Below are 22,878 nucleotides of genomic sequence, written 5' to 3' on the forward strand. Positions count from 1 at the left end.
ATGCGGTAGGTTTACAGGCCTACGCAAACGTATTTCATTTCGAGGTACTCATCCATCCCGTAGACGCTGCCTTCACGCCCCAGGCCTGACTGCTTGATGCCTCCAAACGGTGCAACCTCATTGGAGATGAGGCCAGTGTTCACGCCCACCATGCCGTATTCCAAAGCCTCGGCTACCTTCCAGACGCGACCGATGTCACGACTATAGAAGTAAGAGGCAAGACCAAATTGACTGTTATTTGCCAGCTCAATAACCTCTTCATCGCTTTCAAAAGGAATAATTGGTGCAATAGGGCCAAAGGTCTCTTCGTAGGTAATAAGCATTTGGCTATTTACATTCGATAGGATGGTGGGCTCGTAAAAGTTTTTACCCTCAATGGATTGTTTGCCGCCAGTAACTAAATTGGCACCTTTGCTAATTGCGTCTGCCACATGCTTTTTTACTTTTTCAAGTGCGGCTGCTTCAATCAATGGTCCCTGAGTAATACCTGCTTGCATACCATTGCCCACCTTGATCACTTCAAGGGCTTTGGCAAATTTTTCCACAAAAGCACCCTGTACTTTTTTATGAACATAAAAACGATTTGCACAAACGCAAGTTTGACCTGAGTTTCTAAATTTAGAAGACATGGCGCCAATTACGGCTGCATCAATATCAGCATCTTCAAAAACAATGAATGGCGCATGCCCACCCAACTCAAGAGCCAATTTCTTAACAGTGGGCGCACACTGCTCCATAAGAATGCGTCCAACTTCTGTCGATCCTGTAAAAGAAAGGTGGCGAACCGTAGGTGATGCACAGAGTGTTTTCCCTATGGCGATCGATTGATTGGCATCGGCTGTGAGGATGTTGATAACGCCGTCAGGTACGCCAGCACGTTTTGCTAGTTCAGTCAATGCTAATGCTGATAGTGGTGTCAGTTCTGCGGGTTTAATCACAATCGTGCAACCAGCAGCCATTGCTGGAGCAATTTTCCGGGTAATCATGGCAATCGGAAAGTTCCAAGGCGTGATTGCTACACAAACTCCGATTGGTTGCTTGAGAACCATCATGCGCTTATCGCCCCAGGTGGTGCTCAAAATAGAACCTTCAACACGTTTAGCTTCTTCCGCAAACCATTCAACAAAGGAAGCGCCATAAACAACTTCACCCGCTGCTTCAGCAAGGGGTTTGCCTTGCTCTAGTGTCATTAAAGTGGCGAGATCTTGTGTGTTTTCAATAATCAGATCAAACCATTTCCGCATGATTTGTGCACGTTCTTTTGCTAATTTATTGCGCCATGCTGGCAGGGCTTTTTCTGCGGCGGCGATAGCTACTTCAGCATCCTTCGATTCAAGATTGGCAACATTGGCGATAATTTCCTCTGTGGCAGGATTGTTAACTGCAAAGGTATTTCTAGCGTCAAGCCATTGACCGTTTATAAAGGCGGCCTCTTTAAAAAGGCTGGAATCTTTAAGTTGGGCACGAATATCTACTTTTTGCATGATGTCTAACCTTGATATGAATTCAAATCATTTTATCCCCTTGTAAGTAAAAAAGCCTCCAGGCTTATGAGCCTAGAGGCTGGGGCACTAAATTATTGAATTACTTGGTTTGCAGCGTTAGTTTGCTTGTGTTTCTGCAGTGCGTAGCTTTTGAGCGAGTAGATCTAGTACGCCATTGACATACTTATGACCATCTGTGCCACCAAAGGTTTTGGCGAGCTCAACCGCTTCATTGATTGCCACTTTGTAGGGCACTGAGAGATCTGCTGCTAGTTCGTATGCTCCAATCAAGAGGGCCGCATGTTCTACGGGGGATAATTCATTAATAGGGCGATCAAGAGCCGGGGTGATGATTGCCTCTAGCTCATCTGTGCGAGCCAGAACACCATCAAAGATGCCTTGAAACAAATCAAGTTGACAACGGCGAAATGCGGGATCTTCAGATAGCTGCTTAGCAATAGCTGCGCCATTTGGAATGCTGCCAGCGCGACGCATCACCAGACTTTGATAAACGCCTTGAAGGGCGTATTCACGAGCACGACGACGCGGAGTTAAAGAGCGCTTAGCTGGAGCCTTGGCATCCTTGGCTGCCACTAAGTTTTCTGGGTTTGGGATAGATTTAGACATGTTTTACTCTTGGCTCGAATTGATTTCGATATCAATATCTGGTGTTAGGGCAAGTGCCAAGTTAGCCATTTCTACAACGGCTTGAGCACATTCAGCACCCTTTACTTGCACGCGTGCATGAGCTTGTTCATCGGTATCGCAGGTGAGGACGCCGTTTGCAATTGGTAAGCCAGAGTCTATAGAGATGCGAGTAATACCCGCCGCAGATTCATTGGAGACTAATTCAAAGTGATAGGTCTCACCACGAATAACAGCTCCTAAAGCAACTAAGCCATCGAACTCACCAGTCTCAGCCATTTTTTGTAGGGCAAATGGAATCTCTAGTGCGCCAGGTACGGTGACGAGCTTGATATCGGATTGATTTACACCTAGGGAAATCAATTCATTAATGCAGGCATTTGTGAGTGCTACACAATGATCTTCATTGAAGCGAGCTTGTACAACGCCTATGCGTAGATCTTGTCCATTTAAATCGGCCTCTAATACGCCTACAAAATCATTGGTGGAGTCAGTCATAGTATTTTTAGATTGAAGGTTTAAATGGGGTATAGCCTGTTACTTCGAGCTTGTAACCGGAAAGACTTGGAACGGGGCTTGGATTGGCTAGCAGACGCATTTTTCCTACGCCAATGTCTTTCAGAATTTGTGCGCCAATACCGTAGCTTCTGAAATCAGTTTTACGTGCCAAAGGTTTTTGTTCGACATCATGGGGGCGGTTTATTTTTTGAAATTGGGCGAGCCAATCAGTATCGCTAGGGGCTGCAATTCCGGAGGCATTTAACAAGACAGCCACGCCAGCGGGGGCTGCAGCAATCGCTTGCAATGCTTGAGCTAGTGGCCAGGAATGGGTGCTGACATTCGAGTCTAAAAAGTCCAGAACAGTGACAGGTTCATGTACGCGTACTAATGTTTCTTGTGCTTCAGAAGGCTTGCCATGGACTAACGCAACGTGCACGCATGAGCTTGGAGTATCGCGATAAATAATTCCCTGGAATTTCCCCCAAGGGGTAGCAAATTCACGAGCACCTTCGCGCACCACAATGCTCTCATGTTGGCTGCGATATTGAATAAGGTCAGCAATGCTGCCGATCTTCAGTTGATGTTCTTTTGCGAACTCTAGCAAGTCAGGCAGACGTGCCATGCTGCCATCGTCTTTCATGATTTCACAAATGACTGAGGTGGGAGAGCAACTAGCCATAGCAGCAAGATCACAACCGGCTTCCGTGTGACCGGAACGAATTAATACACCGCCAGGTTGAGCCATCAATGGAAAAATATGCCCGGGCTGAACTAAATCACTGGGCTTTGCATTTGATGCAACCGCAGTTTTAATCGTGAGCGCACGGTCTGCTGCAGAGATACCAGTTGTAACGCCGGTAGCAGCTTCAATCGAAACCGTGAAATTGGTTCCCATAGAGGTGCCGTTATCTCTCACCATCAATGGCAAGTTGAGCTGTTGGCAACGCTCGCGGGTCAGGGTGAGACAAATGAGGCCACGGCCATGTTTGGCCATGAAATTCACTGCTTCTGCAGTTACGTGATCGGCGGCTAGCACCAAGTCCCCCTCATTTTCACGATCTTCTTCGTCGACAAGGATCACCATTTTGCCGGCACGCATGTCGGCAATGATTTCTTCGGTGGAGGCTAGGGTATTTGGCATAGCCCTCTATTTTAAGCTCAGGACAGGGTTGCCGTGAGGTCTCACGCCAATATCCAGCCATTCAGACGGCAAGAGCTAGATGGGACTGTTTTATTCAGCCTACAGCCCTTAGAAAATGGGTAATGACTACGCAAAACTGCTGTCACTTAATTCGTCGGGTTACAGGACCGGACGGGTTCATCTTGCTTGAGGTTTTGGTCGCAATGAGTCTGATTATGGGCGCCTGGATGATCTCCACCAATACTTATCAGCGATTGGCTTTGACCCTAAGTCAGCAAGAAAGCAAAAGATCTCACATTAGGAAAGAAATGGATGCACATGAAATTGAAATTCACTCTAAGACGGTTACTTCACATAACGCAGGGGGTGTAAAGCATGAGCTTGCTGGAGTGTCTGGTCGGAATCACACTTTGCGCTCTTCTCCTAAATCCCCTGCTAAAGGTAAGCGCTCAACTAGCAACTAAGCAAATAGAGTATGAAAAGACTCAATCGTTAATCTCAGAAGCGGAGCGTGCTTTTGAGCTGATGGGACGTGCGATTCGAATAGCGGGTTATCAAAATATCAAAACCAAAAATGACTCCAATAAATCCGATGCTGCAAAGTGGTTTATTCAGGTGAATAAAAAAGTAGGCTATCGAGGTTCAGATTCATTGAGCATTCAATATGAATTATCTGATGGGGTAGATTTTGATTGCATTGGCAATATTCTTAGCAAAGAGCGCACCAAAAAAGATTTGGCGTTTCAAGGGTTTATTGTTGAGCGACAAGCGGGCATTGCTAAAGGCGCGAAAGTAAACGGAGGTTCACTTATTTGCCAATCGCTAGATCGACAAGGAAAGGTACAAAACACCACGCTCATGAATGGCATTAATCATTTGTTTGTTGAGGACATGAGTTCCCCCCAAAGGGCCGGCAGTATGGGTGATAGGGCTCCCAGTCTATATAAGATTAGCCTGCAAATGACCGATGGTGCTTTGATCAATATAGATTTTGAGAGAACTTTTGCCACTAGGAATTTGCCATGATTCTAGCCTGGGTAATTTCTTTGTTATTACTTTGCTCTTCGCTAATCTCATACATAGAGCGTCTAGGGGCTTTACGCATCATCGAGGTTAATACTATGAGCGAGTCCCAGAAAAAATTTATTGCTGCAGAAAAAGCAGTGCAAGAGTGCGAAGAAAATATCACTGCGTTAAGTCAAGCGAAAAGCAGTCTCTGTTTTATACAACCAGCCGGCAATCATCGTTGGCTCATCTCCAGCAAGGAAAAACCAGGCATACAGATTGGTGTTGCAGTTGATGAAAAAACCGGTGTTGTTACACGTTTAAATTGGCGTCAAGTCTTTGAGTAAAAACCACGTACGTCAAAAAGGTTCAACCTTGCTGGAGTTAATGGCGGTTGTGCTGATTATTGCTATTGCTGCAACGATAAGTATGCCGCTCTTGCAAGAGCAAATTGCCGTTCGTGAAATCGATACTACTGCTCACAGATTTATCGCCCATGCGCACTTCGCGCGTCAGCAAGCTTTGCATACAGGGGAGTCCGTCAAACTCGCCCCCGTGAATGGTGAGCTCTGGGAAGATGGTTGGGTAATTCAAAGTGGCTGCATTAGCAAGCAAGCGAACTTAAGTTGCCAACCTAAAAATTGGCTTTCCCAGGGCAATATTCGCCCCGTGTACTTTAAAGGGGGAGGCAGGCAATTTACTGACCCGCATTCCGGCAAGAGAGGGATTTTGTTTAATGCTGCTGGCGCCGCCAAGACCGATAAAGGTGGGTTTGTAGCCAATCGCCTGATATTGGGGCACCAAAGGGCTTCCCATCTAGAAAGGCAAATGATTTTGGGGAGCGGTGGACGCTGGCGTATCTGTGATCCCGCTAGGGATACAAAGCGCTGTCATTGAATGGTTTAATAGACCCTATGTACAGCGCAGTTGACCACCAAATGATGAGCGAGGCTTTGGCCCAAGCTCAAAAAGCACTTTATCTATCCAATCCGAATCCGCGAGTCGGATGTGTCATTGCAAAAGATGAAAAGGTAATTGGGCGCGGCTTTACTCAAGCGGTCGGAAAGGCGCATGCAGAAGTGCAAGCATTGGAAGATGCCAAAGCCCAGGGTAACGATGTTGTAGGCTCAACAATCTATGTGACCTTAGAACCATGTAGTCATACAGGTAGAACGCCTCCTTGCGTGGACGCTTTACTAGCAGCTAAGCCAGCAAAGGTGATTGTTGCGATGTCTGATCCTAATCCGCTTGTAGCCGGTGAAGGTTTGGAAAAGCTAAGAGCTGCCGGCATTGAAGTGCAATGTGGGTTGCTAGAGGCAGAAGCGCAATCACTCAATCGTGGATTTATTTCTAGAATGACACGTGGCTTGCCATGGGTACGCATGAAGATTGCGGCTAGCCTCGATGGTAAAACTGCTTTGCCCGATGGCCATAGTCAATGGATTACAGGTCCACTTGCTCGAGCTGATGGTCATCACTGGCGCGCACAAGCTTGTGCCATCGTTACAGGTGTTGGCACCGTAAAAGAGGATGATCCTAGTCTGAACGTGAGAGAGGTTGAGACTCAAAGACAGCCGATGCGAATCATTATTGATTCTAAATTAGAGACTCCACAAACAGCTAAGATTTTGCAAAAACCAGAGCTATCTGGTGTATTGATCGTATGCGCAAATCTAGATAGTCCTGAGACGCAAGCAAAGGCCAAGAATTTTGAGGCGCGCGGCATTCAAGTGATCGCAATGGCTAATGCATTTGGTAAGGTGGATTTGCCGACCCTATTCTCCTATCTCGCCAAAGAGCGTGAGATGAATGAAATCCATATTGAATCTGGCTTTAAGCTCAATAGCTCAATGCTCAGGGAAGATTGTGTAGATGAGCTGTTGCTCTATTACGCGCCGTTCCTAATGGGTGAGGGCATTGGCATGGCTAATGTTGGCCCATTAAATGAATTAAGTCAGCGCCAGAACTGGCAGATCATAGATCAAACCCTTTTTTGTCCTGATCTGCGCTTACGTCTAATTAAGAACTAAAATCAGATCATGTTTACAGGAATCATCACGGCCGTCGGCCAAATCAAAAGTGTCCAAGCAAAAGGCGATGGCCTTCATCTCCTTGTAGAGGTGCCTGAGGGTTACCTTGACGATGTTGCTTTGGGTGACAGTATTGCGATTCAGGGTGCGTGTATGACAGCTACCCAATTAACAAAAAATTCTTTTGCTTTAGATATCTCCCGTGAGTCACTGAATAAAACAGTAGGTTTGGATAAAGTGGGAGCAGTTAATTTAGAGAAGGCACTGCGTTTAAATGATCGTCTTGGTGGTCATTTGGTGAGCGGTCACGTAGATGGCGTAGGAAGAGTTGCCCACTTCTCTCAAGTGACTAACGATGCCTATGGATCTTGGCTGCTTCAGATCGAGGCTCCTAAAGAACTAGCCCCGTTTTTGGCATACAAAGGTTCTATCGTTGTGAATGGCGTATCGCTTACAGTGAACAAGACTGAAGACAGTGCCACTGCTTGTATTGTCGACATCAATATCATCCCTCACACCTTAGAAAACACTACTCTGGGAAAGCTTGTGCAAGGCGATGTAGTAAATCTAGAGATAGATTTGATCGCGCGCTACGTGGCTCGTATGCTTGAGACGCAAGCAAAATAATTTAGATAAATTATTTGTTTTTTTGGTAGCGCGTAGGATCGTTCACATTAGCCTGCTTAAAGCCAGCTTGCCTTAGGCGGCAAGATTCACATTCACCACAGGCTTCACCTAAATCATTGGCTTGATAGCAAGATACCGTTTGGGAGTAGTCCACACCCATGGTGTTGCCTAGTTGAATGATCTGAGCCTTAGTAAGGTTGATGATTGGCGCATGTACCCGAAAGCGATTCTCATCATTAATGGCTTCAACGCCAGCTTTGGTAGCAAGATTGGCCATGTGTTCAAAAGAGGCTACGTACTCCGGTCTGCAATCAGGATACCCAGAATAATCCACTGCATTAGCACCATAGAAAACATCTAAGCCGCCCAATGACTCTGCCCAACCTAGGGCGAGAGATAGCAAGATCGTATTGCGTGCAGGTACATAGGTCACAGGGATTTCTTGATCCTTGCCTGGAGTAACAGGAACTGCGATAGAGGAGTCCGTTAAAGCAGAACCCCCGAAGCGAGTGAGATCTAAATTCACCACTTCATGACGGGCAATACCAATTTGCTTTGCGATATGTTTTGCGGCTGCAAGCTCAGAGGAGTGTCTTTGCCCATAACCCACAGAAAGGGCGTAAGGCGTGTAACCGAGATCTTTCGCTAGAGCTAAAACAGTAGTGGAGTCTAGCCCGCCAGAAAATAAGATGACTGCAGGAGCACCGGGCTTACGTGGCGCCAGTGATTCATATGCAGCAGATAATTTAGACATACTTAGACAGGGATGAAGAATTACTTTGTCGCAGTAATCATTTGTTGCGCATCTTTGGCTGCGTCCGTATCTGGGTATTTGGCGATGATTTCGCTAAATGTTTTTTTAGCTGCAGCCTTATTGCCGCTTTCTAATTGAGCATTGCCTAAGGTAACCATCGCGGCAGGAATGCGCGGATGGTTTGGGTACTTCTTAATCAGATTTTGGAGTTGACTAATTGCACCTGTGTATTCCTTATTCGCATACTTGCTATTGCCACTCCAGTAGAGTGCAAGTGGTAAGTAAGGGCTTTTGGGGTATTTTGTAGTGAATGCAGCAAAGCTATCGTCAGCCTTTTTCAGGTTGCCCGCTTGAAATGCTTTTAGTGCATCTTCATAGGCTTTCTTTTCGCCAGGTTGAACACTACCACTCACGCCTTCAATCGTGACAGTGCGTGGTTCAAAATTACCTAAGCGCGTATCTAAATCTTGGTAATAAGTTTTTTGACTGGTGTTGATATCTTCGCCTTGCTTCTCAAGCTCTTCTACCTTGCCACGTAGCTCTGCGTTTTCAGTTTTGAGCTTATCTATTTGACCCTGCAACTCAAGCTGGGTAGTCGCTAGAGACTTACGCAGATCTAAAATGGCCTTACGGGCTTCGTCATCAGAGAAAAGGGCCCAGGCACTGTTGGATGCACTCAAACAAATGAGTGCGGCACCTAAACAAAACGCTCGTGAGAGCGTTTGTTTTGTTGAGTGAGAAAGCACCATCATTAATTAGTGATGTAAACAATGTCAGCGCGGCGGTTTTGAGCCCAAGCTGCTTCGTTATCACCTTCTGCTTTTGGCTTTTCTTTACCAAAGCTTACCGCTTCCATTTGGTCATCGGAAACGCCCATCAAGTTCAATGACTTGCGTACCGCATCAGAACGACGTTGGCCAAGTGCCAAGTTGTACTCTGCTGTGCCACGTTCATCGGTATTACCTTGAATGATGATCTTTTGCTTTGGATTAGCCTTTAGATAGCTGGCGTGAGTCGACAACATTTTTTGGTATTTAGTCTGAACAGTGAACTCATCAAAACCGAAGTAAACACTTTTCTCAAAAAGAGGGCTGTTTGGATCATTCCAAGGCTGTGAACCAAATCTGCCGCTGCCACCGCTTCCATTTGCGCCATCGGTATCGTCCAATTTAACGCTAGAGCATGCAGCCATCAAAAATGCTGTGGCGCCGATGAGGGCAAATGTCGCTGCGCGACGTGCGATAGAAATCTTCATGAATTTTCCTTTTTCCTACGAGCTGATTCTAAAAATGAGTCAATAGTTAATATTATGCCCCTAAGATCATCAAAAGTAACTATTTCAACCCCTTAATAAGGGGTTGTTCTCAGCTAAGGTTAGTCCATGAAAGGACCCCAGGACGGTTGACGAACATCGGATCCTGGAATGCTTAGTACTTGTTTGGAGTTGCCATCTACAGAAACGGCAGCTAGAACTCGCTTACCACCTACTTTTGTGGAGTAAAGAACATAGCGACCATTTGCGGCAAAGGATGGGGATTCATCACTAGTACCTTCAGTGAGGGCTTGCGCATCACCAGTAGCCAAATTGAGAATATACAGACGATAGGCACCACCAATGTTGGCGATGTAGGCTAGATATTTGCCATCGGGTGAGATGCGAGGAGAGGTAACGAAACCTTGTTTGAAGGTTACGCGCTTTACACCTTCGGCCTGTTCGCCATCGGCGCTCATACGATAGATTTGAGGATTGCCACCACGATCGCTGGTGAAATAGATGTAACGACCATCAGCAGAGTATTGTGGTTCGGTATCAATTGTGTTGCCACGAGTTAAGCGATGTAAGCCTGTGCCATCTGCGTTGATGCCGTAGATCTGTGTATTGCCATCTTTAGATAGTGAAATGGCCAATTTTCTGCCATCGGGTGACCAAGCAGGCGCACTGTTATTACCTTTCTGATTTGAAAGAGAGATGCGACGACCGGTGGCGAGTTCGTGAACATAGATAACCGGTTTGCGATCTTCAAAAGAAACGTAAGCTACTTTCTTGCCATCTGGTGACCATGATGGTGAGATGATTGGCTCGCCACTATTCATGGCGTTACGAATATTTTGACCATCTGCATCAGAAATTACAAGGCGATAGCGCTTGCCATCCTTGATGACATAAGAGAGACGGGTGGAAAATACGCCGCGCTCACCAAGTAATTTATAAATAATGTCATCGGCGATTTTATGTGCTGCTGCACGCAAATTGTCTGCGCTAGAGTTGAGGTTTAAGCCGCCAAGACTGACCGATTTACGAATGTCAAATAGTTTGTAGTGAATCTCAAATTGACCATTGCCTGTTTGCACAACTGATCCCACTACCAATGCATCAGCACCGCGTGCTGCCCAAGATTTGTAATTCGGAGTACCTTCATCGCTCTCAACGGCATTACCATTCTCGGTATTTTTAAAGTAACCGCTGCGAGCTAAATCCTGACGAATGATTTCAGTAACGCTGGTTGGTAATTTGGTCTCATCCTTAAAGCGCATGACTGCGATTGGGTAGAGTGACTGACCTACACCAGTGATTTCAATATTCATCTGCGCCAGCGCAGGCGATGCGAGGCTTATGCATAGAGCAATAACAATTAAGCCAAAAGAGTTCAGTTTGGATATCAATCTTTTTGCTGTTTGCAACATGCGCTAATCCTTGGGTTTAAAAGTCAGTTTTACTTCGCGTTGTGGAATTTTGCCATTGTCATCTTTTGGTAAGCTCTCTGCACGTGAAAGTGCCAGTAACACCGCACGATCCCAGCCAGCATTGCCGCTAGAAGACTGAATACTGGTGCTCAAAATAGCTCCATCGGGCGCTAAGTTAACCAAAATCACGGCTGCAGGGTTGCCGCTGACGGATTCTGGATTAAAGACGATCAAGGGTCTGACTTTCTTGATTACTTTATCGGTCCATCCAGGAGGGGCATTGCCGCCACCGCCAACACCGCTGCCAACGGTGCCGCCGCTACCCCCTTCGGCGCCAGCAGCTGCACGCAGTCGAGCTAGTTGATCCGCGCGCGCTTTTTCTGCAGCAGCATTTGCTTTAGTTTCTGCAGGAGATTGCGCTTTAGGTACTTCAACTTTTTTCGGCTTCTCAGACTCTTTTTCTTTGATCTTTTCTTTTGGTGGAGGAGGTTTCACTACTTTCGGTTTTTCTTTTACCACTTCTTTTTTGGGTGGCTCTTTCTCCACCAGCTTTTTCTTGATGGCAATATCAGCAGCTTCTTCTTTTACTTCTGTTTTGAGTTCGGGCTCTGGTGGCGCTTGAACTTGTGGCGTCGAATCCCAGAGCTCCACTTCGACACCGGAAGATGTGTTGTTGTTCCAGCTAATACCAATCATTAAAAATGCTAGCAAACCCAAATGCACAATTAACGAAAAAGTAAATGCGCGTTTGGTGCTTTCTTGTTTCGTAAAGCGTCCTCGCTTGAAGGGCGAGAAGGAGGGTTGAAAAGTCGGAGCGCTATTCATGAGCAATTAAAACAAGCCTCTAAGCCTTATTGGGTCTTGACCGCAAGTCCAACGCGCTTCACGCCATTCTCTTTGAGCTTGGACATAACTTCCATCACTGTTTCATACTTAATAGATTTATCAGCTGCAATCACAATGGGTTGCTCAGCAGACTTTTCTGCTTGTGAACGAGCAAAGGCACCAAGCTCAAATTTATTGAGTGTTTGTGTTGGGTCGCCATCTTTTTTCACAATGACATTTTCATTAGCATCAATAGTTAAAAAGACTGGCGGCAAAGATTGCACTTTTGCGCCACCAACTGTTGGCAAATTGACAACGCCAGGATTAACCATCGGCGCAGTAACCATAAAGATCACGAGTAATACCAGCATCACATCGATATACGGTACGACGTTGATGTCAGACATTGCCCGACGTTTGTTTTTGCGTAATGAAGATCCGGCCATAAATTTTTTCGCTTATAGATTCACTTATTTGTTCAATTAACGTCCAGCAGTTTGACGCTGCAAGATGTTGGTGAACTCTTCAATGAATGTTTCAAAGCGAATAGAGAGGCGATCTACATCAGTGGCTGCGCGGTTGTAGGCAACAACCGCTGGAATCGCTGCAAACAAACCAATCGCAGTTGCAACGAGTGCTTCAGCAATACCAGGGGCAACCGCTGCCAAGGTGGCGTTTTGGACGTTAGCCAAACCGCGGAAGGCGTGCATGATGCCCCAAACAGTGCCAAAGAGGCCGATATAGGGGGAGACTGAGCCTACAGACGCTAAGAACGGTAGATTGGCCTCTAGGAGGTCCATTTCACGCTGGTAGGTGGCTTTCATGGCACGGCGAGCAGCGTCAATCTCACGACCTTTGGTGAACTCTTGCATGCCAGCTTCAAAAATGTGCTCCAGGACCGCGTCATTGCGGGTATTGCGCTGGGCGGCCTCTAGGAGGGTATTTAGGCCACCACCAGACCAGAAATCGCGCTCAAAACGCTCTGTATCTTGTCTAACCCCTCGCAAAACAGCGGTTTTCTTGAAAATAATGGTCCAAGAGGCTATGGACATGCTCAGCAATAACAACATTACCAACTGTACTAAAAGGCTGGCATTGAGGACTAGAGAGAGGAAGGAGAGGTCTTGTGTAGAGGTCATGGTGGATTTTGTATGATGTAGGTTGATTTTACTAAGTTAATCAACTCAGCAATCGAACTTCATCAGGATTATCACCATGTTTGACCGTCAAAACACTTTAGCCAAAACCGACCCCCAGTTATGGGAAGCCATTCAGAATGAAAATAAGCGTCAGGAAGACCATATTGAGCTGATTGCTTCTGAAAACTACACCTCTCCAGCGGTTATGGAAGCTCAAGGATCCCAATTAACCAATAAGTACGCTGAAGGGTATCCAGGTAAGCGTTACTACGGCGGTTGTGAATTCGTGGATGTAGCTGAGCAATTGGCGATTGATCGCGTAAAGACTTTGTTTGGAGCTGAAGCAGCGAACGTGCAACCTCATTGCGGCGCATCTGCTAACCAAGCAGTATTTTTGGCATTCTTAAAACCAGGCGATACCTTTATGGGTATGAGTCTTGCTGAAGGGGGCCACTTGACCCACGGCATGGCTTTGAACATGAGCGGCAAATGGTTTAATCCGATTGCTTACGGCCTAGATAAAAACGAAGAGATTGATTACGAGCAAATGGAACGTCTCGCTCGCGAGCACAAACCTAAATTGATTATTGCTGGCGCATCTGCTTACTCAAAGAAAATTGACTTTGAGCGTATTGGTAAATTAGCAAAAGAAGTTGGCGCAATCTTTATGGTTGATATGGCTCACTATGCTGGTCTCGTTGCAGCTGGTGTTTATCCAAACCCAGTGCCACATGCAGATATAGTGACTTCTACAACCCACAAGAGCTTGCGTGGTCCGCGTGGCGGCATCATCTTGATGAAGGCAGAACACGAGAAAGCAATTAACTCTGCAGTGTTCCCAGGCTTACAGGGTGGTCCTTTGATGCACGTGATTGCTGCTAAAGCAGTGGCATTTAAAGAGGCAGCAGAGCCAGGCTTCAAAGATTATCAAAAGCAAGTAGTTGCAAATGCGAAAGCGCTTGCAGAGACTTTAATTGCTCGTGGCTTACGCATTGTTTCTGGCGGTACAGACTCACATGTGATGTTGGTGGATTTGCGTGCAAAGAAAATGACCGGTAAAGAAGCTGAGCGTGTATTGGGTGAAGCGCATATCACTTGTAACAAAAACGGTATTCCAAATGATCCAGAAAAACCAATGGTGACTAGTGGTATTCGTTTGGGTTCACCAGCGATGACTACTCGTGGATTTAAAGAGGCAGAAGCAAGACAGGTAGGTAACTTCATTGCTGATGTTTTGGATAATCCAAATGATCCAGAAAATATCGCTAAGGTACGCGCACAAGTATCAGAGTTGACTAAACGTTTCCCTGTTTACGGTTAAGTAACAAGTAACCTGACAAAGAAAAGAAGAGTTCATTGCGCTGCCCTTTTTGCCATAACGACGATACCCAAGTACTGGATACTCGGGTATCTGACGAGGGTGATACTATTCGCCGCCGCCGCCGTTGTGCCAAATGTGACAAGCGCTTTACAACTTATGAGCGTGTTGAGCTGGCTTTGCCGGCAATCGTCAAGAAAAATGGCAGTCGCGTTGAATATAGTCATGACAAATTGGCCAGTTCAATTAAGCTCGCTTTACGTAAGCGCCCTGTGTCATCTGACTCTGTTGATGAATCAATTGCACGTATTGAAGAGAGGCTCCTCAGTCTTGGTGAAAAAGAGATTCCTAGTGAGCGCGTAGGTGAGCTGGTGATGCGTGAACTCAAGCGCTTAGATAAAGTAGCCTATATTCGCTTTGCTTCAGTCTATCGAAGCTTTGCCGATATTGAATCTTTCGAGAGCGCCCTAAAAGAGTTTAAATAAGAGCAGTTTAAATAAAGATCTTCAAAATAAAAAAGGACTGCAACGCAGTCCTTTTTTTGATCAAAACAGTAAGTTATTTCAATTCAGCAAAAATAGAAGCAGTAATGTCTTCAACGCTACCTGTGCCGCTGACCTTGCGGTACGCAGGCGCCTTCACCTTGTCAGCTGAATTGGCTTGCGCAGCCCATGATGAGTAGTACTCCACCAGTGGACGGGTTTGATCGTCATATACCTGCAAGCGTTTGCGAACTGTTTCTTCCTTGTCGTCATCACGTTGGATGAGTGCATCGCCAGTGACATCGTCTTTGCCTTCAACCTTTGGTGGGTTGTATTTGATGTGATAAGTACGGCCAGAGGCCGGATGAACGCGACGTCCACCCATGCGATCGATGATGGCGTCAAATGGCACATCGATTTCTAAAACGTAATCGATTGGCACGCCAGCATCTTTCATGGCTTGTGCTTGAGGAATTGTTCTTGGGAAGCCGTCAAACAAATAACCTTTGCTGCAATCTGGTTGCGTCAGGCGATCTTTCACGAGACCAATGATGATGTCATCAGAAACGAGACCACCTGCATCCATAATCTTTTTAGCAGCAATGCCAAGTTCGGTTCCGGCTTTCACTGCAGCGCGCAACATATCGCCTGTAGAGATTTGTGGAATAGCGAACTTTTCGCAAATAAACTGAGCTTGTGTGCCTTTTCCAGCACCTGGTGCACCGAGCAGAATCAACCGCATTGTTTTCCCCTTAGAAGAGCTGACATTGTCCCGTATTTTGTTGGGCTCATTAATTAGTAATGCCTAGGATTATCCCCGAGAAGAGTCTCCCGGAGGCTTTGAAACCAGTTTTTTAAAAATTACCCAGTAATTGCCTGACTCGATCGAGATCTTCAGGTGTATCGACTCCAGCTGGCGGGGCTTCTGGAGCGATGTGGACAGCGATTCGGTAGCCATTCCAGAGGGCGCGGAGCTGCTCTAGTGCTTCAGCTTGTTCTGGTGGTGCTGGCTCCAACCGGCTATATGCTTGCAAAAAGTCGGCGCGGTAGGCGTAGATCCCAAGGTGACGTAGATGCTCAGTTTTTTGATTTGCCTGCAGATCTCTCGCAAATGGAATAGCCGCCCTAGAAAAATAGAGCGCCTCACCCATGCGATTTAGGACGACTTTAACCACGTTTGGATTGTTTATTTCATTGACATCCGTGATGGGGACTGCAACTGTTGAGATAGCAGATTGCTCATGTTTTGCTAATGTGCATGCAACTTGATTAATGAGTTCTGGTGGAATCAGTGGCTCATCACCCTGAACATTCACAATCAGGGTATTACTCGGCAGTTTCAATAATTGTGCAACTTCAGCAATGCGGTCGGTGCCAGTTGGATGATCTGCACTAGTAAGTAAGCATTCAATACGATGCTCATCACAAGCTGCTTGTATTTCTGTGGAGTCTGTTGCAACAACAACACTCTGTGCTAGTGATTGTTTGGCACGCTCGGCTACACGAATCACCATGGGCTTGCCACCAATGTCTGCCAATGGTTTGCGCGGCAAACGGGTAGACCCCAGTCTTGCTGGAATCACTACTAAAAAATCTGGTACCTTAGAGTCAACGTTCATGGGAAGGTGGGCATGTAATAAATTAAGAAATTTCATCAGCACTAAGGCTGCGAGCTTCTTCTACCAGCATGACTGGAACATCATCCCGTATGGGATAAGCCAAGCGATCAGCTTTACAAATTAACTCATGTTTATTTGCATCTAAATGTAGCTGGCTTTTACACAAAGGGCATACCAAAATATCGAGCAGTCTTTTATCCATGATTTCTTTAAGGGCGTTTCTTAATAAGTGTTGAGACAGTGTAGTGCTATGTCAGCCGATATCACAAGCACTACAACGTGTAGCGATAAGGGTCGGGCCTTTGTAGAATTGATTGCAGCCATTCAGCCAGGCTGTCAGGCAAGGTGAGTGACATTGGTACTACCCAAATTCGCTCATCTGTAATACCAGAGCATTTAACAGCATCTTTTTCAGTAATCAGAATGCATTGAGCGTTGATTTTTTCGAAAAACTCAGCTGTGTAGTTTGCATGATCAGGTAAAGGGATCGTTTTGCCGGCGATGCCATTTTTGAGTAGATCATCAAAAAAGCGCTGTGGATTGCCTAAGCCTGCAATCGCGGTAATCTTGTTCGGTAAATAGTTATCAGAAATTTGGGCAAGTGTTTGGGTATTGGCTGGATTATTGAGTTGATAAGCCTGACCCAGATTGCTCGAGAGTGAAAAGGCGCGACGGCCTAAAAAGTACTCATCCTGTAACCCAATTTGTGGATTGCCATTCTTGGTATTTCCGGTAAAGAGAGTTGCATCACGCTCGCGCGTAGCAGGCTCGCGTAATGGACCGGCGGGTAGCAGAAAGCGATTACCTTCTCCGCGTCCATCGCGCACTATCAATTCAATATCGCGACCGCCTTCACGGGCAGGCCAGCGGGCTAAGCCGGTGTGTTGTAAGCCATCATCACTAATAATGACATCGACATTCGGTGAGTGTTTAAGCAGCGCACGAATGCTTTGATAGCGTTTTGGAAAAACCCAGATTGGAAACTGATCGTGCGTGCGTCTGGCAATCAATACAGGCTCATCACCGACTAATGCTGGGTCAGAATTGCTGATCACTTGTAAAGGAGTGGTTTGCGTAGACGAGCTACTACCTCCATAACCTCTGCTAATAATTCCGGGGTTCCAGCCAAGTTGCTGTAATCGCTCAGCTAAAGCGATCACGATAGGCGTCTTGCCTGTGCCGCCTACGCGAATGTTGCCAACGATGATGACGGGTACAGGAACAGGTTTCGGCCTAACTAAGCCAGTATCTTGAATAAGTTTGCGTACACGCAAAACAATACCGTATAGCCAAGATAGTGGCCACAGCAATAAGCTGGTGGGGCCGCGCCTTTCCCAAAACTTGGGCGCTTTCCGGAAAAATGAAAAGGACATGAATGTTTTCTAAGCCCGTAATTTATTTTTTGGTTTGACTGCTAAACACAATATTGGAGATGTTGGCGTCTCTCGCAGCCTCAAGTGCGCTCATCACTGCTTGATGTGGCGCTTTAGCATCTGCATCAATATTGACTTGCAGAGAGCTTGTGCCTTCCCTCTGACTACTATTTCCATTGAGTTGAGCCAATACAGTACTTAGTTGTGAGCGATCCGTGACTTTGCCATTGATTGCAAAACGACCGTCGCGACTAACGGCAATATGTATTTGTTTCGCTTCTGCTTGGCTTTCGCTGCCGTTAGCGGTGGGTAAGGTGATTGCGAGTTCTTGGTAACGCGTGAAGGTGGTTGAGATCATCAAAAATATTAATACCACCAACAACACGTCAATAAAGGGGATGAGATTAATCTCTGGCTCAACGGGGGCAGAGCTGCTCCCTAGAGAAAATCTTCTATTTGCTTGGGAGCGATTTTCTAACCAATTCATTTAACAAAGTTAACCGTATCGATTGGGTAAAGCTTCTTAAAGAGTTGGCGTGTAAATTCTTCGCATTCGCGTTGGCGCTGGTTAGCCATGGCACGCAATCCACGCCAAGCGGCTAATGCGGGAATTGCAATCAATAAGCCAAACGCTGTGTTGTAGAGCGCTACTGAAATTCCATGCGCTAATTGTTGCGGGTTACCAGAAGCACCATTAATCGCACCTTGACTGCCAAAAATTTCAATCATTCCCACTACCGTGCCAAATAGGCCGAGCAATGGTGCGATAGTAGCAATCGTAGCTAGCGCGCCAAGATAGCGATCTAACTTAAGCCAGGTATTTTGTGCACTTGCCTGTAACTCCTCCAGCGTGACCTCGGCGCTGCTGCCATTGAGCTTCTCTTTTAAGGTGCATGCCAGCAATGGGCCTGCAGGAGAAATTTGAGCCAAATCTGCTACCTGTAAATCACTAACACCAGCCTCTGATTTGTGACTAACCATTTGATTGGCAAGCGAAAAAGCAGTTTCAAGAGAGTTTTTGGGAAAAATATGTATTTGACGCAGATACCAGGCACGCTCTAAGGTAATGGCCATACCCAAAATGGAAATAATTAAGAGGGGCCAAATAGGCCAGCCAGCGGATAGTAAGATGGAGTACATAAGCTCAGTACTTTAGCTGAATTAATGAGCCTGTTTCAGAAACCCGGCCTGTGGATAACTCTGTGCAAAACTTTTTTGGAATTGAGTCGTAAGTCCTTGATTATTCGTGGATGATGTCGTTTATTGCCTAAAACTCACTTAGTAGACTGAATTTATTTATATATAAATCAATGGCTTAGTTTTGGTGTGTTGGATTTATGAGACGTTTTGGGTCAGTAATTACTTACTTATGTGTATTCGACCCAGGGCGAATTGAGGTCTGTGGATATGTAATCGCCACCAAGCCCAATGGCTAGTAGATTAAAGAGGAAAAATGTCGGAAATATCAAGGGAAATTCTGAGCGTTGGCGATCTAAATCGCGCCATTGCTGCCTCATTGGAGGATCGTTTCGATACTGTCTGGGTGAGCGGTGAGATTTCTAACTTCAAGGCTTATGACAGCGGGCACTGGTATTTCTCCTTAAAAGATGAGGAAGGTCAGATTCGCTGTGTGATGTTCCGTGGACGCAATGGTCAAGTTGGGTTTATGCCTCAATCTGGTGATTTGGTGGAGGTGAGCGCCAGCCTAGGGATGTATATGCCACGTGGAGATATCCAACTGACGATTCAGACATTACGACGCGCTGGCATGGGTGGTCTCTACGAAGCGTTCTTAAAACTCAAAGCCAAGCTTGCCAAAGAGGGTTTGTTTGATGAAGAGCGTAAGCGTGAGATACCTTCACACCCGAGATCTATTGGTATCGTCACATCACCACAAGCCGCCGCCCTAAAGGATGTCTTAAGCACTTTGGCAAGAAGGGCTCCCCACATTCCCATTGTGATTTATCCAACATTAGTTCAGGGGCCTGATGCACCTGCAGGAATTATTTCCGCCCTCAAGTCCGCAGAAAAAGAAAACGCTGTCGATGTCATTTTGTTGGTGCGGGGAGGTGGCAGCATTGAAGATCTCTGGGCATTTAATGATGAACGGTTGGCATATGCAATAGTAGATTCATCAATACCAGTAGTGAGCGGTGTTGGTCATGAAACGGATTTCACGATTGCGGATTTTGTTGCAGACTTGCGCGCACCAACGCCAACAGGTGCTGCGGAACTAGCGGCGCCCCGCAAAGATCAAATGCTGCAAGAACTCGATGCGATTATGCAAGCATTGCTGCAGCGTATATACCAACGCATTGAGCGCGAGGAGCAAACCTTGGATCAGCTTGCGCTACGCCTAAGTCATGCGCTTCCAAATCCTGATCGTATGCGTGAGCAAATTACCAGTTGGCAGCAGCGCCTTAATCAGGCTTGGTCTGTACGAATGGAAAATTGGAAGCGCAATCAAACGCACTATCAATCACAGCTAGAGATGCTGAATCCACAACGTACGCTCGAGCGGGGGTATGCCGTAATTCTTGGTAAAGATAATGGTGAATCGTATGCGGTTCGCAAGCCTGATGAATTAGTTGCGGGTCAGGAATATCTGATACAGATTGCTGAAGGAAATACCTCAGTGGAGTTAGCTAAAGTCACCGACTTAAAGCAAGCAACTGAGTGATGTGCCTTAGAAAAGATTTGGCTCAATCACCAGGCTTACGCCAAACTCTGCGCGCACTTTATCCTGAATGGATTGCGCGAGACTCAAAACATCTTGAGCAGTACCGCCGCCATGATTAACAAGTACGAGTGCTTGATTTTCATAAACACCGACTGAACCCAAGCGCTGACCTTTAAACCCGCACTGATCGATTAGCCAGCCCGCAGCCAATTTACGTTTACCCGGTAAATCAGGGTAGGACACTAGATCAACATGTTTTTTTAGCAGCGCTTCAAACTGCTCAATGGGGATGATCGGGTTCTGAAAGAAGCTGCCTGCATTACCTATAACTTTAGGATCTGGCAGTTTGTGGGTGCGGATCTTGCAGACTGCTAAAAAAATATCTTCAGGACTTGGATTAGCATTCTCAAAAAATTGCTTCGCTAAATCAGCGTAATGTATGCGGGGCTTCCATGACTTTGGAATTTTAAAAACAACCTGTGTCACGATAAATCTTTGGGGGTTTTGTTTGAAGTAGCTATCGCGATATGCAAAGCAGCATGCATCTTTTGTGAGGGTGACAAAGGCTTGGTCTTTGACATCAAAAACGATGATGCTATCAATGTATTCTGCAACCTCAACTCCATAGGCGCCAATATTCTGAATTGGCGCAGCACCAACAGTTCCGGGGATGAGTGCTAGGTTCTCAAGACCAGGAAGATCATGCTCTAGTGTCCAGGCAACGAATTCATGCCAATTTACACCCCCTCCAACTGATAAGTAGGTGTTTTTATCATCTGCGGAAATGATTTCTTGGCCAGCGATATTCATGAGCAGGGTTGCGCCAGCCAGAATCTTAGGGAGAATCACGTTGCTGCCACCGCCTAAAACACGCCAAGCTAGTTTTTGCTTGGCAATCTCAGACATGACTTCTGGAATTTGCTCGGGTACGGTAATGTCGTAGGCTAGCTCAGCACTGACCTCAAAGCCAAAGGTATTGCGGTGCTTCAAGCCTAAATTGCGGGTTGATTTTGTGGATTGGAGCGCATTTAGAGCACGGTTCATGCCACAATCTTATTCGTAAAATAATCTAAGATGTATTTTTTGGTTGAAAAGCAAAAAGAAACGCCAAAATATCTAGAAAATATAAAGATCACAAGAATAGTTACAAAAACATAGGGAGTGAAAATGCCATCATTTGACGTAGTTTGTGAGCCTGATATGGTTGAGCTCAAAAATGCGATTGAGCAATCCAATAAGGAAATTAGTAACCGCTTTGACTTCAAGGGTTCTGATAGTCGCGTAGAGCAAAAAGATGAAGCCCTCATTTTATTTGGTGATGATGACTTTAAATTGGGTCAAGTACGTGATGTGCTGGTGAACAAAATGGCCAAGCGTAATGTGGATGTCCGTTATCTTAAAGATGACAAAACAGAAACCATTGGCGGTGATAAGCGCAAGCAAACTATGAAAATCCAGAAGGGGATTACTTCTGAGTTGGCAAAAAAAGTAGTGCGCATTATTAAAGACAGCAAAATCAAAGTGCAAGCCAGCATTCAGGGTGATGCGGTTCGTGTGACTGGTGGTAAGCGTGATGATCTGCAAGAAACAATGGCCTTGCTCAAAAAAGAAGTAACAGAAGCGCCATTGGGCTTTAACAATTTCCGTGACTAATGTTGCACCAGTAATCGCCCCAGCAAGCCAGGAAGCTATTGAACGCTTCTGCGATGCTTGCTGGCTAGAGGATGGCTTGGCGCAAAACAGTCTAGCCGCATACCGCAGAGATCTCCTGCTATTGGCTCAGTGGCTGTATAAAGATTCTGGTGGTGATCTTTACGGCGTTACCGAAAAAGATCTCACTGCCTATATTGCCTATCGTAGAGCAGATAAGGCAACTACTGCAAATCGTCGATTAACAGTATTCAAACGTTTTTATCGACATGCATTGCGCATGAATTTGGTGAAGAGCGATCCTTGCATGGGTTTGCGTGCCGCCAAACAAGCATTGCGTTTTCCGAAAACATTAAGTGAAGATCAGGTAACTGCATTACTCAACGCGCCCGATATTGAAACCTCTTTGGGTTTGCGTGATCGCACAATGTTGGAATTAATGTACGCCAGTGGTTTGCGGGTATCTGAGATCGTTTCATTAAAAACTGTAGCGCTTGGATTGAATGAGGGTGTAGTGAGGGTGGTGAATGGTAAAGGTGGAAAAGAGCGCCTAGTTCCATTTGGTGGTGAAGCTGGGCAGTGGCTAAGAAAATACTTGGCCGAAGCCCGTACTCCTTTATTGGAGGGCAAAACATCCGATGCGGTATTTGTGGGTCGACATACGGGGACTGGTTTAACTAGACAGGCGTTTTGGGCGCTCATTAAGCGTTACGCCACAGTTGCTAATATTGCCGTTGCACTTTCTCCACACACCTTACGACATGCGTTTGCCACCCATTTGCTGAATCATGGAGCTGATTTGAGGGTGGTCCAACTACTTTTGGGGCATGCTGATATCTCTACCACTCAGATTTATACCCATGTGGCCAGAGAAAGACTTAAATCAATTCACCAGCAGCACCATCCCAGAGGCTCATAAG

29 protein-coding genes are annotated in these 22,878 nt (G+C 46.0%); 11 read left to right on the forward strand and 18 right to left on the reverse strand.

Going from position 1 to position 22,878, the window contains the following annotated elements:
* Positions 1–11: 11 nt before the first annotated feature.
* The 4 genes from ICW03_RS01425 to ribBA form a co-directional block, all read right to left on the reverse strand.
* Positions 12–1,484, reverse strand: coding sequence for an NAD-dependent succinate-semialdehyde dehydrogenase (locus tag ICW03_RS01425; protein WP_215348358.1), 1,473 nt, complete (start codon positions 1,482–1,484; stop codon positions 12–14).
* A gap of 117 nt (positions 1,485–1,601) precedes the next feature.
* Positions 1,602–2,111, reverse strand: coding sequence for a transcription antitermination factor NusB (nusB, locus tag ICW03_RS01430; protein WP_215348359.1), 510 nt, complete (start codon positions 2,109–2,111; stop codon positions 1,602–1,604).
* A 3-nt stretch (positions 2,112–2,114) separates the two neighbouring features.
* Positions 2,115–2,627, reverse strand: a complete 513-nt coding sequence (gene ribH / locus ICW03_RS01435) for a 6,7-dimethyl-8-ribityllumazine synthase (protein WP_215348360.1) — start codon at positions 2,625–2,627, stop codon at positions 2,115–2,117.
* A gap of 7 nt (positions 2,628–2,634) precedes the next feature.
* Complete coding sequence (gene ribBA / locus ICW03_RS01440; RefSeq protein ID WP_215348361.1) at positions 2,635–3,771, reverse strand: bifunctional 3,4-dihydroxy-2-butanone-4-phosphate synthase/GTP cyclohydrolase II; 1,137 nt, start codon at positions 3,769–3,771, stop codon at positions 2,635–2,637.
* 122 nt (positions 3,772–3,893) lie between these two features.
* On the opposite strand from ribBA, the gene ICW03_RS01445 reads away from it, so the two are divergent.
* The 6 genes from ICW03_RS01445 (at position 3,894) to ICW03_RS01470 (ending at position 7,433) form a co-directional block, all read left to right on the forward strand.
* Positions 3,894–4,235, forward strand: a complete 342-nt coding sequence (locus tag ICW03_RS01445; protein WP_215348362.1) for a hypothetical protein — start codon at positions 3,894–3,896, stop codon at positions 4,233–4,235.
* A gap of 61 nt (positions 4,236–4,296) precedes the next feature.
* Positions 4,297–4,797: a hypothetical protein gene (locus ICW03_RS01450; RefSeq protein WP_215348363.1), complete on the forward strand. Its 501-nt coding sequence runs from the start codon at positions 4,297–4,299 to the stop codon at positions 4,795–4,797.
* Positions 4,794–5,123: a hypothetical protein gene (locus ICW03_RS01455; protein WP_215348364.1), complete on the forward strand. Its 330-nt coding sequence runs from the start codon at positions 4,794–4,796 to the stop codon at positions 5,121–5,123. The genes ICW03_RS01450 and ICW03_RS01455 overlap by 4 nt, the downstream gene beginning before the upstream one ends.
* On the forward strand, positions 5,116–5,673 hold the full coding sequence (locus tag ICW03_RS01460; RefSeq protein ID WP_251374426.1) for a GspH/FimT family pseudopilin: 558 nt from the start codon (positions 5,116–5,118) through the stop codon (positions 5,671–5,673). The genes ICW03_RS01455 and ICW03_RS01460 overlap by 8 nt, the downstream gene beginning before the upstream one ends.
* A 17-nt stretch (positions 5,674–5,690) precedes the next feature.
* Positions 5,691–6,806, forward strand: coding sequence for a bifunctional diaminohydroxyphosphoribosylaminopyrimidine deaminase/5-amino-6-(5-phosphoribosylamino)uracil reductase RibD (gene ribD / locus ICW03_RS01465; RefSeq protein WP_215348365.1), 1,116 nt, complete (start codon positions 5,691–5,693; stop codon positions 6,804–6,806).
* 9 nt (positions 6,807–6,815) lie between these two features.
* A complete protein-coding gene (locus tag ICW03_RS01470; protein WP_215348366.1) occupies positions 6,816–7,433 on the forward strand; it encodes a riboflavin synthase in 618 nt (205 codons plus the stop codon).
* Between the two features lie 10 nt (positions 7,434–7,443).
* Here the strand turns inward: ICW03_RS01470 and queC are convergent, their stop codons facing one another.
* The 7 genes from queC to tolQ all read right to left on the reverse strand — a co-directional run bounded on the left by queC (position 7,444) and on the right by tolQ (position 12,836).
* Complete coding sequence (gene queC, locus ICW03_RS01475; RefSeq protein ID WP_215348367.1) at positions 7,444–8,187, reverse strand: 7-cyano-7-deazaguanine synthase QueC; 744 nt, start codon at positions 8,185–8,187, stop codon at positions 7,444–7,446.
* A 20-nt stretch (positions 8,188–8,207) separates the two neighbouring features.
* Positions 8,208–8,939: a tol-pal system protein YbgF gene (ybgF, locus tag ICW03_RS01480; RefSeq protein ID WP_215348368.1), complete on the reverse strand. Its 732-nt coding sequence runs from the start codon at positions 8,937–8,939 to the stop codon at positions 8,208–8,210.
* Positions 8,939–9,442, reverse strand: a complete 504-nt coding sequence (gene pal, locus ICW03_RS01485) for a peptidoglycan-associated lipoprotein Pal (protein ID WP_215348369.1) — start codon at positions 9,440–9,442, stop codon at positions 8,939–8,941. Before pal ends, ybgF begins: the two co-directional genes overlap by 1 nt.
* A 119-nt stretch (positions 9,443–9,561) precedes the next feature.
* A complete protein-coding gene (tolB, locus tag ICW03_RS01490) occupies positions 9,562–10,872 on the reverse strand; it encodes a Tol-Pal system beta propeller repeat protein TolB (protein ID WP_215348370.1) in 1,311 nt (436 codons plus the stop codon).
* Positions 10,873–10,875: 3 nt separating this feature from the next.
* Positions 10,876–11,697, reverse strand: a complete 822-nt coding sequence (locus ICW03_RS01495; RefSeq protein WP_215348371.1) for an energy transducer TonB — start codon at positions 11,695–11,697, stop codon at positions 10,876–10,878.
* Between the two features lie 26 nt (positions 11,698–11,723).
* Positions 11,724–12,143, reverse strand: coding sequence for a protein TolR (gene tolR, locus ICW03_RS01500; protein ID WP_215348372.1), 420 nt, complete (start codon positions 12,141–12,143; stop codon positions 11,724–11,726).
* Between the two features lie 36 nt (positions 12,144–12,179).
* Positions 12,180–12,836 (reverse strand): protein TolQ, encoded by a 657-nt coding sequence (gene tolQ / locus ICW03_RS01505; protein WP_215348373.1) that lies wholly within the window; start codon positions 12,834–12,836, stop codon positions 12,180–12,182.
* 76 nt (positions 12,837–12,912) lie between these two features.
* Between tolQ and glyA the strand changes: the two genes are divergently transcribed.
* Positions 12,913–14,157, forward strand: a complete 1,245-nt coding sequence (gene glyA / locus ICW03_RS01510; protein ID WP_215348374.1) for a serine hydroxymethyltransferase — start codon at positions 12,913–12,915, stop codon at positions 14,155–14,157.
* Between the two features lie 35 nt (positions 14,158–14,192).
* Positions 14,193–14,639 carry a transcriptional regulator NrdR gene (gene nrdR, locus ICW03_RS01515; RefSeq protein ID WP_215348375.1) on the forward strand — a complete coding sequence of 149 codons (447 nt, stop codon included), beginning with the start codon at positions 14,193–14,195 and terminating at the stop codon, positions 14,637–14,639.
* A 73-nt stretch (positions 14,640–14,712) separates the two neighbouring features.
* On the opposite strand, the gene adk is transcribed toward nrdR, so the two are convergent.
* The 6 genes from adk to ICW03_RS01545 all read right to left on the reverse strand — a co-directional run bounded on the left by adk (position 14,713) and on the right by ICW03_RS01545 (position 18,768).
* Positions 14,713–15,378, reverse strand: a complete 666-nt coding sequence (gene adk / locus ICW03_RS01520) for an adenylate kinase (protein WP_215348376.1) — start codon at positions 15,376–15,378, stop codon at positions 14,713–14,715.
* A 112-nt stretch (positions 15,379–15,490) separates the two neighbouring features.
* Entirely contained in the window at positions 15,491–16,255 is a 765-nt protein-coding gene (gene kdsB / locus ICW03_RS01525; protein WP_215348377.1) for a 3-deoxy-manno-octulosonate cytidylyltransferase, read from the reverse strand.
* 22 nt (positions 16,256–16,277) lie between these two features.
* The gene (locus ICW03_RS01530) at positions 16,278–16,457 is read right to left on the reverse strand and encodes a Trm112 family protein (protein ID WP_215348378.1); all 180 of its coding nucleotides are present in this window, start codon (positions 16,455–16,457) and stop codon (positions 16,278–16,280) included.
* A 70-nt stretch (positions 16,458–16,527) separates the two neighbouring features.
* On the reverse strand, positions 16,528–17,628 hold the full coding sequence (gene lpxK / locus ICW03_RS01535) for a tetraacyldisaccharide 4'-kinase (RefSeq protein WP_215348379.1): 1,101 nt from the start codon (positions 17,626–17,628) through the stop codon (positions 16,528–16,530).
* A gap of 22 nt (positions 17,629–17,650) precedes the next feature.
* Complete coding sequence (locus tag ICW03_RS01540) at positions 17,651–18,115, reverse strand: biopolymer transporter ExbD (protein ID WP_215348380.1); 465 nt, start codon at positions 18,113–18,115, stop codon at positions 17,651–17,653.
* Positions 18,112–18,768, reverse strand: a complete 657-nt coding sequence (locus tag ICW03_RS01545) for a MotA/TolQ/ExbB proton channel family protein (RefSeq protein WP_215348381.1) — start codon at positions 18,766–18,768, stop codon at positions 18,112–18,114. The genes ICW03_RS01540 and ICW03_RS01545 overlap by 4 nt, the downstream gene beginning before the upstream one ends.
* A gap of 313 nt (positions 18,769–19,081) precedes the next feature.
* On the opposite strand from ICW03_RS01545, the gene xseA reads away from it, so the two are divergent.
* Complete coding sequence (gene xseA, locus ICW03_RS01550) at positions 19,082–20,308, forward strand: exodeoxyribonuclease VII large subunit (protein ID WP_215348382.1); 1,227 nt, start codon at positions 19,082–19,084, stop codon at positions 20,306–20,308.
* A gap of 6 nt (positions 20,309–20,314) precedes the next feature.
* On the opposite strand, the gene murB is transcribed toward xseA, so the two are convergent.
* A complete protein-coding gene (gene murB / locus ICW03_RS01555) occupies positions 20,315–21,352 on the reverse strand; it encodes a UDP-N-acetylmuramate dehydrogenase (protein WP_215348383.1) in 1,038 nt (345 codons plus the stop codon).
* 123 nt (positions 21,353–21,475) lie between these two features.
* On the opposite strand from murB, the gene ICW03_RS01560 reads away from it, so the two are divergent.
* Both ICW03_RS01560 and xerD read left to right on the forward strand, forming a co-directional pair.
* On the forward strand, positions 21,476–21,961 hold the full coding sequence (locus tag ICW03_RS01560) for a YajQ family cyclic di-GMP-binding protein (protein WP_215348384.1): 486 nt from the start codon (positions 21,476–21,478) through the stop codon (positions 21,959–21,961).
* Positions 21,954–22,877 carry a site-specific tyrosine recombinase XerD gene (xerD, locus tag ICW03_RS01565; protein ID WP_215348385.1) on the forward strand — a complete coding sequence of 308 codons (924 nt, stop codon included), beginning with the start codon at positions 21,954–21,956 and terminating at the stop codon, positions 22,875–22,877. The genes ICW03_RS01560 and xerD overlap by 8 nt, the downstream gene beginning before the upstream one ends.
* Position 22,878: the final 1 nt, after the last annotated feature.

Origin of the sequence: Polynucleobacter sp. MWH-Aus1W21 (assembly GCF_018687275.1) — a bacterium.
In the GTDB taxonomy this organism is placed as follows: domain Bacteria; phylum Pseudomonadota; class Gammaproteobacteria; order Burkholderiales; family Burkholderiaceae; genus Polynucleobacter.